Raw genomic sequence first — 18847 nt, forward strand, 5'->3', positions numbered from 1 at the left:
CTTTTTAATATTTATTATTTATAAATGGTCAAACTCTTATAGACCTTGATTTAATCATTCGTTTACTGCTTTGCTATAGGTGGCGCCTTGGAATAAATCGTTTTGGTGTTTACATTTGGTAGCATTCCAAGCTTACCTGACAGGGCACTGATAACATCATTCGGCGCATCCACAACGATACTTATTACCGAAATATGGCGTTTCAGATAGGGTACTCCCATTCTTCCTACTATGTATTCTCTATATTCGTGGAGAATAGAGTTAAGCTTTGGAGCAGCATCTGTGTTTTCAACGATAATTCCAATTAGAGCAATTCTTGTTTCCATTGGCAACCTCCTTTCTTTTAAACAATAAAAAAAACCCCTGCACCCGAAAAGGCACAAGGATAGTACGTCGAAACCAAAGGTACAACCAATAAAGATATGTTCTTTGGAACATTCCAACTATTCTCTCGCCTTCTCATTCGGGACGAACCCTCGTGCATTCAGAACGATAACTTTGTTAATTTAAAATCAATCTAACCGTACCACTCCTGATAGTAAAAAGCAATACAACAATTTATTTACTTATTTTTAACTGCCCATCTGATTCCTTTTTCAATATATTCATTCCAAAAATCCCACGTATGGCTGCCAGGACTTTCTACATATGTTACATCTATATTTTCTGAAATTAAAAAATCACGGTATTTATGATTTACATCTAACAAAAAATCGTTTGTACCGCACGCCATATATATTTTAGGAATTAGAGCATTTTTCTTCTTCAACTTAATAATAAGTGCCTCTGGGTCTTTATCACTATCCAAAAGTTGATTCAGATCACCAAATACTCTAGTATAAAATTTATAGTCACGAACTTCGTCCTTAAAATCACTAGAAGCTCCAGCAATATTGTATGTAACTATAGCAGAAGATAATGCAATGATACGGCTAAAATTGTCAGAATATTTTAATCCATTTCGAATTGCTCCATATCCACCCATAGACAACCCACCTATAAATGTATCTTCCCTTTTCCTTGATAACGGAAATATCCTGCGTGTAAATTCCACTAAATCATTTCCAACGAACTCACCAAACAATTCGCCTTTATCAACATCGTCTAAATAAAAATTATTTTCTCCAGAGGGCATAAACACTGCGATATTGTGTCTTAAAGATAGTTCCTCAATTTTACTACTACAAACCCAATCAGTGTAATTTCCAGTTAACCCATGCAAGAGATACAGCGCTTTCATTGGTTTTTTCTTAATTATTTCTTCCTCCTGTATTTCTATTGTATCAATTGGTATAAGAGCATTGAAAGTAACATCTCTTTTTAAGGCTTTTGAAGCAAAGTTCACTTGTAAAAATGCCATTTTTTATCCGCTCCTCTAAAGTATTTTTAGTATTAGTATAATACTATATACACTATATTTCGAATAGTTTAAAATAGAGGAATGAATGCAATGACGTTTTCCTCTACTTTTTTATCTTAAGCGTAATAATGAAAGTCTACCACTAATTCAGTATGACAGTCCCTCTATTTTTATTTCGTATTTTTACTAAACCCAAATATAAAAACTGGTATTTGTGCAATTATAATCATTATCAATGGTATCATCATTGATAAATAATACTTTAATGATAAAAGTATTATTAAAAATGCAGCTAATAATATGAAAGACTGCATTACGATGTAGCTTACAAGTTTCATTTTCTTAGTCATAAATCCTCCTTAAAAAACTTTACTTAGCGCAAGCGCAACTAACCCTTTGAAACTCCAAATGTACCTCCAACTATAGTTGCAACTCCTGCAATTCCCAAGCTATTCACTGCAGCAGCAAAAGTAACTTTCATTATAGAAGCAATTACCCATACTTGACCATACGAGCATGCGACAACTAGTCCTGCTCCGGCTAGATTATTGTGTATAAATCCATAATTGAATGTTTTAAAAAATATTGACCAATAAAATTAATCACAAAAAATATCAAAAACACTTTTATAAATGAAACCATTCTGTCTTTCGTTGTAATTTTCATCACACACTCTCCATCCACTATCTAGCCATAGGGTCTGTTAACCCTTAGCAATCTCCATCATTCTTTTTTTGTTAGTAGTAAACTTCCAAAAGAACCAGCTAAAGCTAAATAAATAATTTTATTTTTTTAATTTTAAAATCAGTTTCATTTCTAACCATACTTATTTTAGGTAAAACAAAACCAGGCATGTATTCTTTCAACTTAATATCTATTTTTATATTATATTTACCTTCATTTTTATAAACTTTAATTGAATAAGCATCAAGACATATATCCAATTCTATTAATTTTAAAGCCCAAAAATGAATTAGCTCGTGAATTATGTTCGCTAATAAAAAACTTATAATGATATATATAAACACTAAACTCATATGTTCCCCTTTTATACTTTATTATTCTATACTAACCGGAGGTTGTTATCCCTTTACTTAACTCAGCTTCATTCCCTTTTTTCAGGTGACTGTCCAAACCCCATAGGATGTAACTGAAAATCACCATAGAAGTCACTGAAAACAGTTCCTTCTATGGTGATGATTATAATTCAGAAAATCCGATTTATACACAAACTGCAGGAGTCGCAGTCGCATTCTTCACCTTGCTACAAATTCTTTTCTTTACAATTAAAATACGAATAAAAATTTTCACCTAAAATATCTTTAACTTTTGTATATCTAAGTCCTATTTTTCTATCAGTACATATTGTTGGATATAGTAATAAAATTCCAATAATATAACCGCAGATTCAAGCAAAGTACCTATTCCAAAAAATCCAAATGCAGATATAAGAACTAATATATATCCAAGAGATGCATACAAAGCGTCTCTAACAAAAATTCTCTTTGCTAAAGATTTATCTAAATAAAATAAATCACACTTTTTATAATTAGCTATCAATTAAATATAAAGTTTCTTCTTTGGCAACAATCAAGCGAGATATCCGTATGACCAAAGTAAAACAAAAAAAATTTGTTTCATTTAGGAGCTATTATTTTTAGCATAGAAAGCTGTATTTTACAGACTTTTCTCACAGCCTCCTAATTTCTTCATAATATCTTCTAACAAATTTTTATAGTTACTACATTTTGAAAGTATTTGTCCCGCATCACAAATATATTCTTTGTATTTTTTATCAAAACCAGTACCGTCACTAAATAATCCTCTTAAACTTTCGTTTATCATGGCAAAATATTTAAATGTATTATAATTATTTAAGGTTAAAAACTTATCAAAATTTTTATAATTATCTAATTTAAGTTCATATTTTGTTAAAGAGTATTCATGCAGAAGGAATTTATAAGCAACTTTTATAATTTTAGCATCAAACATTATATTTCCTTTTGAAGACTTAAAGTAATAATTAAAAATCCATTCTTTAAATTTAATAAACTGAATACTTAAATTCTCTCCATTTATTATCTTTTGATCAATAATTCTGTTTATTAGTGCTACGACCATATTATTATATTCACACTTGGACAAAATTTTGTCCACAAACAGCTCAGATTCTTCAACTATAAAATTATTAATTGGATATTCAGATGAGAATTGAATAGAAAACATTAATATAACAAACTCAGGCTTTCTTTTGAGTAAATCAATTAAACAATAGTCACCATATACACTAATGCTGCTATAAAATATAGTTATAAAAATTGACCAATTTACAATTAATAAAATCATACAAATCACAGTAAATTTATTTTCTATTATAAACAGGGATGAAATGAGAATAATTACAAATGTAAATATCGGTCCCCCATATAATATCTTTATATATTGGTTTGTATATGACAAGAGACTTTTTTTATCATTCATATATATGCTTGGCCCTACAACAAATAATTTCAACTTTATACATACTAATTTACTCATTAAATAATGACCTAATTCATGCATAAAAATTGAAACAAAGTAGATTAAAATTCCCACAATAAAATACATTACCATTCTATTCAACATGTAATCATTTTTTAAATTCACTTTACCTAAAACTATGTTATATAAATTGGTTTTATACGCACCCTTCATTAAGATTATTAGTATAATAACATTAATTATTATTTTAGTGAATCTGAATTTTCTATGAAATATATTATTATTTATGTAATTAATTGATTCCCCCCCCAAAAAATTAAATAATACTAAAATTGAAATCTATTAACTATAGTTACTATTTAGTCACAAACCAAATTAGCTCCATTTGTCTAAATTATTTGAGCTAAAGTTACTTAATTTGGGCATTCAGATGAGAGACATTATTTCTCTCTTAAATCAAGATGTTAATCACCTACATCCTTGGCAACCACCTTTAGTTATTAGCCTGATTATCTTTTTCTCATAAAGCAGACCACCTCTTAACATAAAAGCATATACACTTTAAATCACAACTGCTCCCTAAGTGTTCTACATCATTCTCCTTTATCATTATGATACCAATGCCAACTAACATTAAATATAGTACTCGGTAGCAATATTATTAAAAATCCAGTAAAATTATATAAATTATAAGTACTAATAATAAGACCACATACAAATACTATTATAGACACTATCACATAATATTCTTTATCTAGTTTCATACCCATCCACCCTAAGTCACCTTCCATTCCTGCCACAGTAATAACTACTCTATCACGGTGTATGCCTTCTGTTTGCTAATTACTATAATTGGAGATTCGTTCAATCATTCTTTCTATTTCAGCTTTTTCAAAAATATCTATTCCTTTTACTTCATCCTGATTAACTAAACTTAATCCACTCTGCCCAAATTCTAAAGCCTTTACAATATCTTTTTTAATATAAAGTTCATATGCCATTTGTATTCGAAAACCACCAATACTTTTATCATTTAAAAGTACTTGTGAAATTTGTGTATATATTTCTTTTGATTTGTTGATATCTTTTTTAATATAACAATAAGAATATAAAATTTCACACATTACATCTAGCCTTACATCCTTAGTATATTCATCAATATTTTCTTCAATTATACCTATACATACTTGGGCTTTATCAAAATTTCCACTATCTAGGTAATAATAAAAATAATATAAGCTTATATATTCGTGAAAGCTTTTATCACTAAATATATTTCGATTATTTAGTACTTTAAAATTTATATCCCTTGTTCTAATACCACAAAAAAGTTGCAATGATATTACCATTTCCATTAAATCAATATCATTGGAATCTGATGGGTTTATTATAGTCAATACATTTGAGCCATCTGTTTTCATTCCATTAACTTTACTTGGTATAACATTTTTAATTAAATTAAATTCACTAATAATTAATAAAAAACAAAAAAATATTTTTATGAAAATATTATTCATGTTAGGTACCTTATAAATTATCAAAAATAAATATGCAATTATAAATATAAAGTTCAAACCTATGCCTCCAAGATAATATATTAATAACTCTTTAAATAATTTACTAAAAGTCTTGGGATACATCATACACGAACCTAATAACCCATAATTGCCAGTGATTTGAAAAATGACTTTTTGATTTTGATTTCTTATTTCAAACGGAAAAATAGTAAAAGAATAGAATTTAAATCCAACTAATTTTCCAGCTATAAAGTGACCTAATTCATGAATTATTATATCGATATAAATACAACTTAATAATAAAACTAATAATATTAATATACTGTATTTGTGAACACTTTCAATATCAATAGATAAGTTTTTAATTTTACATAACGCTGTTAATATTATTAATATATCTATACCTACAAAAAATGAAACAAGACCCATTATTTTTTTATTACTTATATTCATAATATGAAATCTCCACATGGCAACCTAATATATATTAATTTTATATTTTTCTTTTTAATTATCATATACACCTTCTTAAATTTTATATAAATATTATACTCCAATTTTTAGTAATATATATATCAGTTTGCCTTTTTATCAAAAATTGTGCTATAGAAAACCACCCCTACTGCAACACCAACTGCAACAGAAATATTTCTTGCTAAACTTATATTTGATGGTCTGAAAAAATAGTCAAACAAAAAATTAAAAAAACAAAGTGACACTGAAAACTTTATACAAGTAATTACTTTTCCTTTTGTGACTTTCATATAAATCATCTCCTTATAATTTTAAAACTATACTTTTTATATCTCACATTGTGTATAATCGAGCTTCAACATTAATATTTTGTTATGCACTATTAAGTGTACCAAGATACAATGTTAAAGCTGGTAATACTTATTTTTTTACTATATTATAAAATTTATATTGATAACCAACCGTTTCCTGGTTTTGAATCATGATTATCTAAGTATCTTGCAACAGTGTTTCCAATATCAGCGGCATTTATTGCAAAATTTACTGCACCAACAAGGCTACCTGCTAGTGCTCCAGCACCAATAGAAAGTAATTTGGTTTTAATATTCCTATTAAATATTTTTTTCCCTCACTAACTCCTACCTTTCTAATATATGATGAGATAGCTCCTTCTCCAGCTACCCGAACTGGCATAACATCAACTCCTAACCATACTCCATCTCACCACTCTCAACCTCAACATAATTATTCGGTAATTTTAAAGCCATTTCAATTTTTTAATCCCCTTCCCATTATTATAATATTTTCAACTGTTTACTACAATTAATAATCACATTAATTGCATTATTTATATCAAAAGCACTTGCTGACACCTAAAATAGCTAATTAAGTTTTATCCCAATCTGTTCCATGAAGTATTTCATATATGTGATTTTTTCATACTTAACCCTAGTTTCTGTAATCATACCAAGGGTAACATTAACTTTTCCTCCTTTTTTATCTGCAAGGTAATTTTTATCAAGTTTTACTTTAACCTTGAAATATACATTCCCTTTTTCATTACCTATAGTCGCACCTTGATCTATATTTAAAACCTTACCTTGAACAGCTCCATACTCTTTTTACCAAACCGTCGCTTTATTCCTTTTTTAGGTGACTGTCCAAACCCCATAGGATGTAACTGAAAATCACCATAGAAGTCACTGAAAACAGTTCCTTCTATGGTGATGATTATAATTCAGAAAATCCGATTTATACACAAACTGCAGGAGTCGCAGTCGCATTCTTCACCTTGCTACAAATTCTTTTCTTTACAATTAAAATACAAATAAAAATTTTCACCTAAAATATCTTTAACTTTTGTATATCTAAGTCCTATTTTTCTATCAGTACATATTGTTGGATATAGTAATAAAATCCCAATCAATATAACCGCAGATTCAAGCAAAGTACCTATCCCAAAAAATCCAAATGCAGATATAAGAACTAATATATATCCAAGAGATGCATACAAACCGTCTCTAACAAAAATTCTCTTTGCTAAAGATTTATCTAAATAAAATAAATAACACTTTCTATAATTAGCAATACAAAACCATATAAATGAATAAATAGAAACAAATACAATAAATATTCTTAGTAATTTAATATCAATCTGATGTATTTGTGTTATACCCATTCCAAAACCCGCAAATATAAAAAATGAATTCATTCCAAGTGTTGCCGCTTTACCAATTTCTCTTATATTTTGTTTTTCTTCTTCAGATATTATTTCAACTTCCATATTTTCTTTTTTAACAGGTGTATGTTTTTTTGCTTTTTTATACATCTTATATTCCAAATATACATTAACAATTAATAAAGAAGCTAATATGACTTGTTGTATAATAAACCCTGCTGATAAAAATTTGAAATTAAATCCTTGAAAAGCAACACAACATGATGCAACTCTTATAACCCAATCGATTATTGCTTCAATTTTAAACATTTTATATCCTTCTTTGTTATCAGTAGCTAATATAAATGATGTAGCGATTAAAAATACATATGGTGACAATACCCAAAACACTTCTATTGTTAAATTATTTTTCAATACGATTTTATCGTATGAATATATAAATGCAAATGCAAAATTACTTATATAACTAATTAAATTTAATAACATTAAGATCTTAACAGACTTTTTCATTTATAATATCTCCTATTTTTATAATTATTTTTTGACATGGGTATTTAGACGTATCTCAATGGTTCTTGTTTATCATCACTAACCCCAAAAGTAATTAGATCTTCTTAGATTAAAGTCAAGGTGTTAGTTATTAATTATTTTTATGTAACCTTATTAATCAGCAAATTTTGTAGCATTTGCAGCTAATTAGTAACTAAAAACTAGTCACTACGTTCCATTTTTTATAATGGGGTGAGATGTCCGTTCTAAAGAATATATAAATTCCTAAATTGTTCAAATAATAATTTTTCTAATCTACTATTTACAATAGATGATTTAGGAATTGAGTTTAAAACCTCATTATAAGTAATCTCGTTAAGAAAATATTTTGTTCTACTAATAATGTATTTTTGATAAAAATTTCTCTTATTAGAACTATTTCTTATTAACTCAAATATTTTTTTTGCCTCTTCTAATTTTCCCTCTTTAATTACCATATATATAACAATTACATTTATATATTCAAACAGATTTCCATTTAAATATTTTATTTGGGATAACTTTTCTATTAAATTCTCCATGTTTTTAATTATATTTATATTAAAACCATCAATACTATTAATTAATACATAATAAAGTATATATGTCTGTAAATTTATTTGATTTTTATTATGGCTGATGTTGTGGAAAAATTTATCTTCCATATTTAATTCTTCACATACATCATTAGCATATTTGTAAATAAACAGATTCTCCTCATTAATATTTTGCTTTTGATTTGATAATATATTATTATAGTAAAATAAAGTTGATACGGCAAACACTTTATCCTTGTATAGCCTATAAGACATTATCCCATCACTAAATAAAAGAGTAAGACCCCCTATTATCATTGACATAACACCAAAAACTTTAATAAACAAATTTGGAATATAATAATTATATATTATATTAATTATGATTCCCAATACTGAACTTCCAAAAGAACCGGCCAAAGTTATAAATATAATTTTATTTTTTTGAATTTTAAAATCAGTTTTATTTCTAAGCATACTTATTTCAGGTAAAACAAAACCAGGCATGTATTCTTTAAGCTTATATCTATTTTTATATTATATTTATCTTCATTTTTATAAATTTTAATTGGATAAGCATCAAGACAATATATATCCAATCCTATTAATTTCAAAGCCAAAAAATGAATTAGCTCGTGAATTATGTTCGTTAATAAAAAACTTATAATGATATATATAAACACTAAACTCATATGTTCCCCTTTTGTAATTTATTATTATATGCTAACCAGAAGTTATCTCTTTGCTTAAATCAACTTCCCGTTCTATTAAATACATTATTATCTATATAATTTGCTTTCACAGACTTCTATTGTAATATGATTTAGTCAAATTTCATAAAATGCTTTTACTCATCGTGCCTGCTCCCTTGCTTGACTTCGAATACTGATTTCCATAATATATATTAATAGCTTACTAGCGAAATTAATGGTTATATTTCCAAGAGAAATTACCACTCATTTGGTGTTAGTATAATATTGTAGACACTAAAAACCGAACACATTAAAATATAAATATGATAAGGATGTGTTTATAATTGCAAGAGGTCAAAAACAATATACAGCTTTATTCAAAAATACAATAGTAGAGCTATCTAACTCTGGAAAAAAGCTTAGCAGGGTTAAGCAGTGAATATTCCCTATCAAAATCAACAGTAACAGATTAGATAAATAAAAGGTCAATAAACCATAAAAATGATACATAGTAGCATTGGATATATTACTCCCCAACAGAGTGAATATTTGGCTAAATACTCTGCGAGCTCTTTAATATTTAGATGATAATACGTTTTTCTTGTTTTAGGTCCATATTCGGTGATCTCATTTTCTGTATAAATATTAGTATTAATTTTTATCCTACCCACATAAAACACTTCTTGAGCATTAATAAAACTCTGCCACACCTGTTAAGGCCTAAAGTCTTTGCGATAGTAATTCCACCTATATTTTCTTCTAAATACATATTTACAGTGTTTAGATTAACTTTAACTTGATAATTTCTTTATTTTTTCAAAAAAATCATTCCATAAAATGAATTTTACAACTCTTTTTTAGTTGTGTCCATTCAATAGGGTGATACCAACTATGTTAAATGTTTTATCTAGGTGATTACTTCTTCCCCCTTAGGCTTGTGCCCGCATCCATGTTTTTACAGGCACCTAACAATTCTACACCTGTTAATCCTTTTTTTAACGACACCGTAAAAATCTACTTATAAAAAACATATCAGAAATAATAAAAAAAGCTATTAATTAAGACTATTGATGTGCCTAAAAGTAATACTACCGCCAAAAATAAATTACTTCCATTAGTTGATAATTTTGAGAGTATAGTGTCTTGTTTAACAAAGTCCTTGAATATATTCATTTATACCCACCTTTTTTCTATTACTTTTCGAATATAATTAATGTTGTATTTGTTTTGTAGATTTACGAAGCCTTCCACTTCTAAACTAAGTATCGTTTTATTGGATAGCTTTTTTGTAAAATAAGGGTAATACCGTTTAAATTCACCCATAAAAAACACCATAATTCTACTTGCAAAATTCTTTATAGCTTTTGATTACAGCGCAAATAAATTTCAAATTAACTACAAACAATACTAAAAACATAAAAATTTCTAATATGCCTTCTGGCCAAAAGCTACTAATATTAAATTGGATAATTGAAATTATAATTAAACAAGGAATATATTTTCTAACATTAGCTGCATAATCGGACATAGCAAATTCATAAAATTTATTAATGATTTTCAAAATCTCACATCCATTTCCCCTACATATTTTCCAAACTTAATTTGCAATGATTTTTCTTCAATTTCTTCCTTATTCTTGTTTAATATTTTCGTTGCAATTAAAATACTTTCTTTTAACTGTTTATCAATATTATAATTTTTATCAATAAACTCTAAAACTCTTAGTTTATACTGAAAAACTTTAAATGCCATTTGTATGTGATTTGTCACAAAAATCATTTCATTTTTATAATCATCCAATTTCCTGATTTCTCCACCTAATGACAATCCATTTCTTTCTTCATTCAAGTTGATATCCAAAAGAATAGAAATTAATATCAAAAGAAAAAAGATGAGTAATCAATAATAATTAATGATTACTTATCTTTTTTAAAAGAAATTAGTTTATTGGTATATTAATTAATAAAAATACACATCAAATATGTCATACTACAAGTAAATGCTTTTAGCATTTCCAATCTTCTCAAGAAGACGTTTCAAAATTAATGGAAATTCACCTAATTTTATCTCTTTAACGCCAATGTTATCTTTTTCTTGAAAAAAGTCTTCAATTTCATAATATATTTTTTTTGTAACTGCGCTTTTATGTAAAAAACAGGGTTCTGAATCATTGAAGTATTCAATACTTTGCTCAATAATAATATTCTCTGCAACTGGTAGTTTATAAAGATTACCCTCATATAAAATGCAATTATCATTATCTGTTATTTTAATATTTCTCGGCATTTAATAAACTCCTTTATATTTACTATATTAAATTATAAAAACTATAAATAAACAAAATAAGAACATCACTATTGCGGTTAATAGTTTTATTAAATACATTTTCTCTACAAGGAATGATGATACTTTGAACATATCAGTCCCTTTATCAATAATAAATACGATTATAATTGGTGGTATAATAAATACTAAATCATATAAGAATAAATAAGAAAAAGCCTTAAGAGAATAAATGCTATTTTTTTGTATCATGTAACTTATACTTGCAAGATATACTTGTCCTGTACATAAAAATTCTCCTAATGAAATAACTACACCTAATAAAAAACTTATAATAACTAATATTTTCCCACTTTTATTTTCCAAAAATCTTTTTATTACATTGTGATTAAAACGTCTAACTTTTCTTGGGAGTTGATTTTTAATTTGTCCAAATTTTTCCTTTCTTGCTTTTAAAAAATCATTTACATTCAAATAAATAATTATAGCAGAAAACAATATAAATATTTCTTTCATTATTGTATTATATATTCCTATATTTATTTTAGATAGATATGTGTATAAGACTGAACCTATTAATAAATATGCTATAAATTTACCTAAAATAAAACTAAAACCAAGCTTCTTTATTCCAACATTTTTGACACTAATAAGTGAGAGAAAAAATAAGAGCATGGATATAGAGCATGGGTTAAGTCCATTAATAAATCCTGTAAATATAAAACCTAAAATATCATAATTGAATGAATTTGCATTTATCTGAATTCCCTCCAAAATAGGTGTTTCCTTAACCTTCTCATTCTCATTCTGTAATATTTCTCTTATTATAGACTTTATTTCAGACGGCTCTTTTATATATCTATCTGATACGAATATAATTGGTGCTCCTCCAGTCTCTTTATTTAACTTATATTCATTATTATATCTAACAAGCATCTCATAATTTTGACTTTTACTTATATCATATTTATATATCTTAATATTTTTATGTTCTTTCTGTAACTTATTTAGTTCATCTTCAAACTTATTGCATGTATTACAAAGAGGCACATTGAAATAAATCAAATTTAACTCATTAGTCTTTGCATGAATTGTGTCGACCATTAAGAAATTAATGGCAAAGAATATTATTAGTAAAAATAATATTCTACAGTATCTTTTTACTACTTTATTAATATTCATACTTCTCATATTTTAACCTCACTTGGATTATTTATTATTTCAATTTCACTATGAATATGATAAAGTTCCTACTATTTATTTACGATTAAAACATCTAATCATAATTCCACCACAATTTATTTTCCTAATTGGAGTTTAATATATCTTCTACAATTCTTTTAAATTCGTCTTTTTTATAAATACCAACCATTTTTTCATTACCTACATACATTGTTGGTATCGTATTAATCTTGAGATAGTCTATTTCTTTCTTTATTTCCTTGTTATCATCTTTCCTTTTATTATATAATTTCTCTCCTAAATATGACTTTAAGTACTGCTCTGATTTTGGATTAATATACTTTTCTTTTTCATTAAATATCTTTCCAATCTCTTTATAATCCTCTGTACTAATTTTAGGAATATTTAAATGCATATTTTCATTAACAGTCTTAAATATTAAAACAACCTTCTTATTAGCTATGTATTCTAATAGGATTGGCTCAATATTTTCATTCATTTTTTTACAATCTGGACAATTAAAGTCCGTATACTCAATTATCTTAACAGGTGCCTTAATATCACCAAAAACAATACCAGCATTAGATATAGTCTTAATATCATCTTTTTTACTTAAACCCTCAGATCTATTTATAAAAATACCCATAATCACTAATAGAACTAAACTTATTGTAATGACAACACATTTTTTCTTTCTTTTAAACTTCATTTTTCCTTAATCCTTTCAATAAAATATTAAATATTATTGATAAGACAATAGTCGCCAAAAATACAGCCAAAACTAATAATAAAAATGTAGTCTTTATATTAAACGTATAGCCATTGTTTCCAATTTTAAGAATCTCCATTGTGTTAAAAAGGATTTTACCACTTTTATTACCAAACATTTTAAGAAAGATTAAACTCATAGCAGTTATAGGTAAAATAATTATACTTAAAACAGCCGCTAAACCATATGTTTTTTCACTAATTTTTATCATATTAATCTCCCCTAGTATCTAAATTATTTTTTTATTGTATATCATTAAGAATATATAGTTAAGAATATTTTTACCATCACCTGTAAATGGTAGTAAATGTACTAATTGAATAACAAACATTCCCGCAAAAATATTGATATACACAGAATATTGCCACTCTTTAAACATAGTGAAACTAATGATGTACATTAAGACTCCTAAGATTCCAGGAATTATTGATCCTGATAAGGCTATAATAATATTGTTCTTAGAATTAGTTTCTGCTGGTCTTACAAATCTCACTCCCAATGGACTTACCCCTAAAAATCCTATATTTTTATTTTTCTTTTTTATCCATAAAGAATACATATGAGATAATTCATGTATGTTTGTGCTCAAAATTAATCCAACAAAAGCGATCAAAAATCCAAATGCTACTCCCGAAGCTAAACTATCACTAATTAAAACTACACTCAATATGTATAGAACTAATGTCCATATAAATAATATTCCTATTTTTTTAAAAATCACATTATTAATACTATTAAATACAGAAAAAAAGTTGCTGTTTTTTATAGTAACTCGTTCTTTATATCCTTTTTTATATTGTGCAATAAGATTTATAAATATTTTTTTTATCCTTATATTGGTGTCATACTTCCAGTTTAAAAGATAATTTTTATTTAATTCATAGAATAAATTATTTATATCATTATATAGAACATCATAATCGATCTTGATTTCTTTGTTTAAATATTCTGTAATCTCACTTACACTTTTAATTCCATCAACTAGTAATAATATTTTATAAGCCGTTTCATTTATTGGAATATCAGCATGTAGATTATGATCAAATATGTGATCTTTATTAATCTCAATATTTTGAGGTATATATGGTATTCTTTTTAATTTATTCATATTTTATCCTCCATTTGGCCACTAAATAAAAAGCAGTAAATAATATAATTGTAAGTACTACCGCCACAATTATCAAAGACATATTTGTTGTAATTATTTGATTTAATATAACTACTATAGGAATCATTGTAAAAAAGAGAATAAAAAAAGCAAATACACCCATATAAGGGTTCTTGTTATCTACTGGAATTAATATTCCTAAAATATATAATGATATTATTGAACTAATAACTATTGGAATGCTAATCAATACTTGATATATATCCATATCAATTCCTAGTATTATTATAGTTATAAGTAGAAATAAACCATATCCGATAATACATAATCCTATTGCCTTTGAAATCAACACCTTTAACAATTCAACCCCATTAGCTTTATACATTATAAAGTAATTATTTTCATTTCCAAAGGAGTTTAGCGCCAACATACTAGAAACTAAACTTACTATCCCTATTATCATAATATTCGGCTCTAAATTTCCCAATTTAAATCTTACTAAAATTGACAATAGCAAAAAAATTATTATATTTATGTAGTTTTCTTCATTTCTAATTTGAACTTTAACTTCTTTTATAATTAATGATCTATTAAACCCCTTTGACATAGGCAGAAATTTTAATATTTTAGAAGAGTTGTTATTCTGAACTTTTTCATAGCAAAATAAAGTGCTTAAAGCTAAAAATGCAGTAATTAAGATATAAATACTTATTCTTAAATAGCTTACAGAATTAAATGCTGCAACCTTTACTGATTTCATAAGAACTCCACTAATTAAATAAAGTATATTATAATCAAATTTAGTGTATGAAGATAAAATCCCTTCCACCGAAAAATTTTCTATAAAATAATAAAATACTGACATTAGTAAAATTAAAAGCGTTATAAGCTTTCTATAAGGGAGTCCAATCATAGATATAATAAATATACAAAAGTCATATATTATTGTATTTAAAAAGAATACAAAAGTAATTTGTATAATAAAAGCTAATATACTGGCTAGCAAAAAACCTCCCTGTAAATCATTCATAACCAATGAAGGTACAACTAATAAAGTATTTATAAACAATTCGCTGACAAATACAACAAAAAATATTGGAAGCTTGTATCCTAAATTCCTTTCGAATGTAGTAAGCGGAAACCAATTTAACTGCATTTCAAATTCACCGCGTTCTTGTATTACAGATTTCACCAATACAAATAGTGCCGTTGTTACCACAGAAATATTTACCAATATACCAGAAAACAATAAATATAGTGACCTAGTATCCCCATTCACAAACATTACTATTATAGGATTTACAACACAGTATCCTGCTATTACGGATAATAAGGTAATAAATAATAAAAATGAAATTACTCCTACAACCTTACTTTTAGTATTCAATATTTTTGCTAAACTTCTCTGCCATATTTTAAAAATTAATTTACAAATTATTAATGACTTCGTCAATTTTATCACTCCTACTTTTATCAAGAGATGCTTTAATAAAAACTTCTTCAAGTGAATTACAGTTATATTCTTTTTTTAATATATTACTAGTATTTTCTGCAACTTTCCTCCCTTTTGAAATTATTACAATTCTATCACTCAAACTATCAGCTAAAAGAAGATCATGAGTTGACATTAAAATACTTTTTCCATCTTTCAAAAATTTTCTCAACATTTTTTTTGTTGTTATTATCGATTCTACATCTAATCCTCTAAATGGCTCGTCTAACACCATCAATTTGCCTTCTAACATAAATGCTGCAATTAATTGAAGCTTTTTCTTCATTCCATGTGAATAATTTTTTATTATTTGCTCCATAGCTTCTGCCATATTATATATTTGTACAAGTTTTTTAATCTTTTCGTCATTTACATTTTGATACATTGATTTTACGAAGTTAATATATTCTTTACCTGTCAAAGACTCAATAAGTAATAGTTCGTCCGGTACATATGCAATATATTCTTTAAATTTCTTAGTATTATTTTTTTGACCGTATAAAGACAAAGTCCCTTTGGTTGGAGAAATAACTCCAAGTAAACAATTAATTATTGTAGTTTTTCCAGAACCGTTTGGACCAACAATTGAAACCAATTCTCTTTCTTTTAGTTCTAAATCAAAATTTTGAATGCCCCAAAAATTATTTGAATATTTTTTACTAAGGTCTTTAATTGATAACATAATAAAAGTTCTCCTCCCTAAATAGAATATTGTTTTTGTAAAATTTTATTTTGCAATCAACTATAAATTCAAATGAAACTTAGACAAGCTTATTATCCATTATAGGCTTGTCTAAGTTGAAGAATGATGCAATAAAATAGCTTTTTTATTGCATTTTATTCATTTAATAACATTCAAATTTGACTTTTAATCCCCATTCAATTATGCTATAATCTCCAGTGAAGCCACTGTAACCATTAGCAAGACACCACACTGACATACCTATGAACCATGTAACACCAATTACTAGTAATACTGCCATAAATACTATAATCCACGCTTGATCTTCAGTATATTCAACTGAAGTACAGTCAATTTTCGGACATAAATAAGTTTCCATACAACACCCCTTTTTTGTGGTATTGTCAAAAATATTAATCTATCTTTGACTTACCCAATTTTATTTTAATAATTTATATAAATAACTTGCTTCCAATTCAGGATTAGGTATTTTAGTTTCGCGAGAACTAAAATACCTAATCAAAAGAAAGGAACAAGATATCATCATGATTAATAATTCTTCAATTCAGTCAATCGTTTACATACAAAATAATTACTACCCTTATTCCTCTACTACCATATTATAAACCTTTAAGGGTTGTCCTTTTAATATTCTTACCTAAAATACAAACCCATACCAAATCTCTTTATAATTTTTTATCAACCTTATATAGTGATTTAGGCATCTTACATTCATTAAATGACCAAACTATACACATTGATGATGAAGCTTTCGCCACTGCCGATACACCAGAACAAGTTATTGAAGCTACTTTTTCTAATATTAAATTTTTCATTTTTCCACCCCTTATTATTAAGTTCTCCTATTGCTTTACTTGAATTACCATGATATTATTTTACCATATTGTGATTGCTTAATTCTACATTTTTTCCTAAGATGGGCTTTTTTGCACGTGAAATGTAATTAATATTAATTTTTATCAATAAATTATTGTTTAGGGTGGCGTTATATGAATATAAATGAAAAATTAAGCAACTTATACATGGAATTTGTCAAAAAAAATTTAGATAAGACAGAGGAAGAACTTGAAATACTCCATTATGGCACTCAAGTTATATTAATTAGTATATACAAATTGATTATTCTGTTTGTAACATCATATTTTCTTAAAGTATTCACCTATACATTAATAGCATTTATAGTTTTTGGCTTCCTTAGATCTTTTGCTAATGGCGTTCATGCAGACTCTAGCCTAAAGTGTATTTTTTTAAATTATATAATTTTCTTAGGAAATGTGTTTTTAAGTCTAAATTTCACTCTAAATAGAACTTCAATAATTATCTTATTTTTAATAAGCTTAATTTTAGTTGTTAAATATGCTCCTGCCGATACAGCTGAGCGTCCCCTTGTAAGCAAAAAATTAAGAAAAGCTTTAAAACTAAAATCTATCGCTGTTGTATTAATTTCGTGTTCAGTAAGTCTATTATTACCAAATTCAATTTATAAAAATATAATTATTTATTCCATCTTCCAAGAATCCTTTTTAATTACTCCCTTTGCCTACTTTATTTTCAGAAAACCTTATAATAACTATAAAAATCTGCAACTTTAAAGCACTAATTATTAACAATAATTAGTGCTTGTGTAAAAACGAAGTTATCAATACTAATATTTAAATATACATTATTATATTTTTAATTCTAAATATCCTTACAGTATCCAAATATAGATTATAAATAAATCTTAGACAAGCCTAATTATAAGCTTGTCTAAGATGTTGCAATAATAAAATAAATTTATTATTACATTTTATTTACATTCAAAATTGACTTTTAATCCCCATTCAACTATGCTATAATCACCAGTGAATCCCTTGTAACCATTACTAACACACCACACTGACATGCCTACCATCCATGTAACACCTACCGCTAGTAACGCTGCCATAAATACTATAACCCACGCTTGATCTTCAGTAACTTCAACTGAAGTACAATCTATTTTTGGACATAAATAAGTTTCCATAAGACACCCCTTTTTTGTGGTATTGTCAAAAATATTAAT

General features: G+C 26.5%; 26 protein-coding genes. 1 reads left to right on the plus strand and 25 read right to left on the minus strand.

Features of this window, described 5'->3' with window-relative positions; translation table 11 throughout:
• Window positions 1-62: 62 nt before the first annotated feature.
• From KTC94_RS08225 to KTC94_RS08340, 24 genes are all read right to left on the minus strand, one after another.
• A complete protein-coding gene (locus KTC94_RS08225; protein WP_216303192.1) occupies window positions 63-326 on the minus strand; it encodes a TM1266 family iron-only hydrogenase system putative regulator in 264 nt (87 codons plus the stop codon).
• 236 nt (window positions 327-562) lie between these two features.
• Entirely contained in the window at window positions 563-1360 is a 798-nt protein-coding gene (locus tag KTC94_RS08230; RefSeq protein WP_220286756.1) for an alpha/beta hydrolase family protein, read from the minus strand.
• A 170-nt stretch (window positions 1361-1530) separates the two neighbouring features.
• Entirely contained in the window at window positions 1531-1710 is a 180-nt protein-coding gene (locus KTC94_RS08235) for a hypothetical protein (RefSeq protein ID WP_220320271.1), read from the minus strand.
• 190 nt (window positions 1711-1900) lie between these two features.
• A complete protein-coding gene (locus KTC94_RS08240) occupies window positions 1901-2026 on the minus strand; it encodes a hypothetical protein (RefSeq protein WP_258876442.1) in 126 nt (41 codons plus the stop codon).
• 104 nt (window positions 2027-2130) lie between these two features.
• Window positions 2131-2397, minus strand: coding sequence for a hypothetical protein (locus tag KTC94_RS08245; protein WP_220286757.1), 267 nt, complete (start codon window positions 2395-2397; stop codon window positions 2131-2133).
• Between the two features lie 640 nt (window positions 2398-3037).
• Window positions 3038-3898 carry a hypothetical protein gene (locus KTC94_RS08250; RefSeq protein ID WP_220320272.1) on the minus strand — a complete coding sequence of 287 codons (861 nt, stop codon included), beginning with the start codon at window positions 3896-3898 and terminating at the stop codon, window positions 3038-3040.
• A 536-nt stretch (window positions 3899-4434) separates the two neighbouring features.
• A complete protein-coding gene (locus tag KTC94_RS08255) occupies window positions 4435-4641 on the minus strand; it encodes a hypothetical protein (protein ID WP_216303197.1) in 207 nt (68 codons plus the stop codon).
• Between the two features lie 39 nt (window positions 4642-4680).
• A complete protein-coding gene (locus tag KTC94_RS08260; RefSeq protein WP_220320273.1) occupies window positions 4681-5811 on the minus strand; it encodes a site-2 protease family protein in 1131 nt (376 codons plus the stop codon).
• Between the two features lie 122 nt (window positions 5812-5933).
• Entirely contained in the window at window positions 5934-6122 is a 189-nt protein-coding gene (locus KTC94_RS08265) for a hypothetical protein (protein ID WP_216303199.1), read from the minus strand.
• 274 nt (window positions 6123-6396) lie between these two features.
• Entirely contained in the window at window positions 6397-6525 is a 129-nt protein-coding gene (locus KTC94_RS08270) for a hypothetical protein (protein ID WP_258280573.1), read from the minus strand.
• 601 nt (window positions 6526-7126) lie between these two features.
• Window positions 7127-8020: a hypothetical protein gene (locus KTC94_RS08275; RefSeq protein ID WP_220286760.1), complete on the minus strand. Its 894-nt coding sequence runs from the start codon at window positions 8018-8020 to the stop codon at window positions 7127-7129.
• Window positions 8021-8265: 245 nt separating this feature from the next.
• Window positions 8266-8967 carry a hypothetical protein gene (locus KTC94_RS08280; RefSeq protein WP_220320274.1) on the minus strand — a complete coding sequence of 234 codons (702 nt, stop codon included), beginning with the start codon at window positions 8965-8967 and terminating at the stop codon, window positions 8266-8268.
• Window positions 8968-10298: 1331 nt separating this feature from the next.
• On the minus strand, window positions 10299-10439 hold the full coding sequence (locus KTC94_RS08285) for a hypothetical protein (protein ID WP_220286762.1): 141 nt from the start codon (window positions 10437-10439) through the stop codon (window positions 10299-10301).
• Between the two features lie 166 nt (window positions 10440-10605).
• Window positions 10606-10827, minus strand: a complete 222-nt coding sequence (locus KTC94_RS08290) for a hypothetical protein (protein WP_220286763.1) — start codon at window positions 10825-10827, stop codon at window positions 10606-10608.
• The gene (locus KTC94_RS08295) at window positions 10824-11114 is read right to left on the minus strand and encodes a hypothetical protein (protein WP_220286764.1); all 291 of its coding nucleotides are present in this window, start codon (window positions 11112-11114) and stop codon (window positions 10824-10826) included. Before KTC94_RS08295 ends, KTC94_RS08290 begins: the two co-directional genes overlap by 4 nt.
• A gap of 141 nt (window positions 11115-11255) precedes the next feature.
• Window positions 11256-11552, minus strand: a complete 297-nt coding sequence (locus KTC94_RS08300; RefSeq protein WP_165413325.1) for a hypothetical protein — start codon at window positions 11550-11552, stop codon at window positions 11256-11258.
• A gap of 27 nt (window positions 11553-11579) precedes the next feature.
• Window positions 11580-12740: a hypothetical protein gene (locus KTC94_RS08305; RefSeq protein WP_216303209.1), complete on the minus strand. Its 1161-nt coding sequence runs from the start codon at window positions 12738-12740 to the stop codon at window positions 11580-11582.
• Between the two features lie 115 nt (window positions 12741-12855).
• Window positions 12856-13440 (minus strand): thioredoxin domain-containing protein, encoded by a 585-nt coding sequence (locus KTC94_RS08310; RefSeq protein WP_220286766.1) that lies wholly within the window; start codon window positions 13438-13440, stop codon window positions 12856-12858.
• Window positions 13430-13711, minus strand: coding sequence for a hypothetical protein (locus tag KTC94_RS08315; RefSeq protein WP_165413322.1), 282 nt, complete (start codon window positions 13709-13711; stop codon window positions 13430-13432). The genes KTC94_RS08310 and KTC94_RS08315 overlap by 11 nt, the downstream gene beginning before the upstream one ends.
• Window positions 13712-13729: 18 nt before the next feature.
• Window positions 13730-14608, minus strand: coding sequence for a PqqD family peptide modification chaperone (locus tag KTC94_RS08320; protein WP_216303211.1), 879 nt, complete (start codon window positions 14606-14608; stop codon window positions 13730-13732).
• Window positions 14601-16061: a hypothetical protein gene (locus tag KTC94_RS08325; protein ID WP_216303212.1), complete on the minus strand. Its 1461-nt coding sequence runs from the start codon at window positions 16059-16061 to the stop codon at window positions 14601-14603. The genes KTC94_RS08320 and KTC94_RS08325 overlap by 8 nt, the downstream gene beginning before the upstream one ends.
• Window positions 16036-16782: an ABC transporter ATP-binding protein gene (locus tag KTC94_RS08330; RefSeq protein WP_216303213.1), complete on the minus strand. Its 747-nt coding sequence runs from the start codon at window positions 16780-16782 to the stop codon at window positions 16036-16038. The genes KTC94_RS08325 and KTC94_RS08330 overlap by 26 nt, the downstream gene beginning before the upstream one ends.
• A gap of 163 nt (window positions 16783-16945) precedes the next feature.
• Window positions 16946-17161 carry a hypothetical protein gene (locus KTC94_RS08335; RefSeq protein WP_216303214.1) on the minus strand — a complete coding sequence of 72 codons (216 nt, stop codon included), beginning with the start codon at window positions 17159-17161 and terminating at the stop codon, window positions 16946-16948.
• A gap of 307 nt (window positions 17162-17468) precedes the next feature.
• On the minus strand, window positions 17469-17618 hold the full coding sequence (locus KTC94_RS08340; protein ID WP_165413317.1) for a cyclic lactone autoinducer peptide: 150 nt from the start codon (window positions 17616-17618) through the stop codon (window positions 17469-17471).
• A gap of 174 nt (window positions 17619-17792) precedes the next feature.
• On the opposite strand from KTC94_RS08340, the gene KTC94_RS08345 reads away from it, so the two are divergent.
• Window positions 17793-18395, plus strand: coding sequence for an accessory gene regulator ArgB-like protein (locus KTC94_RS08345; RefSeq protein WP_220286767.1), 603 nt, complete (start codon window positions 17793-17795; stop codon window positions 18393-18395).
• 197 nt (window positions 18396-18592) lie between these two features.
• On the opposite strand, the gene KTC94_RS08350 is transcribed toward KTC94_RS08345, so the two are convergent.
• Window positions 18593-18808 carry a hypothetical protein gene (locus KTC94_RS08350; RefSeq protein ID WP_216303216.1) on the minus strand — a complete coding sequence of 72 codons (216 nt, stop codon included), beginning with the start codon at window positions 18806-18808 and terminating at the stop codon, window positions 18593-18595.
• Window positions 18809-18847: the final 39 nt, after the last annotated feature.

It is taken from the genome of Clostridium sp. CM028, from assembly GCF_030585565.1.
Lineage (GTDB): Bacteria > Bacillota > Clostridia > Clostridiales > Clostridiaceae > Clostridium_AD > Clostridium_AD estertheticum_B.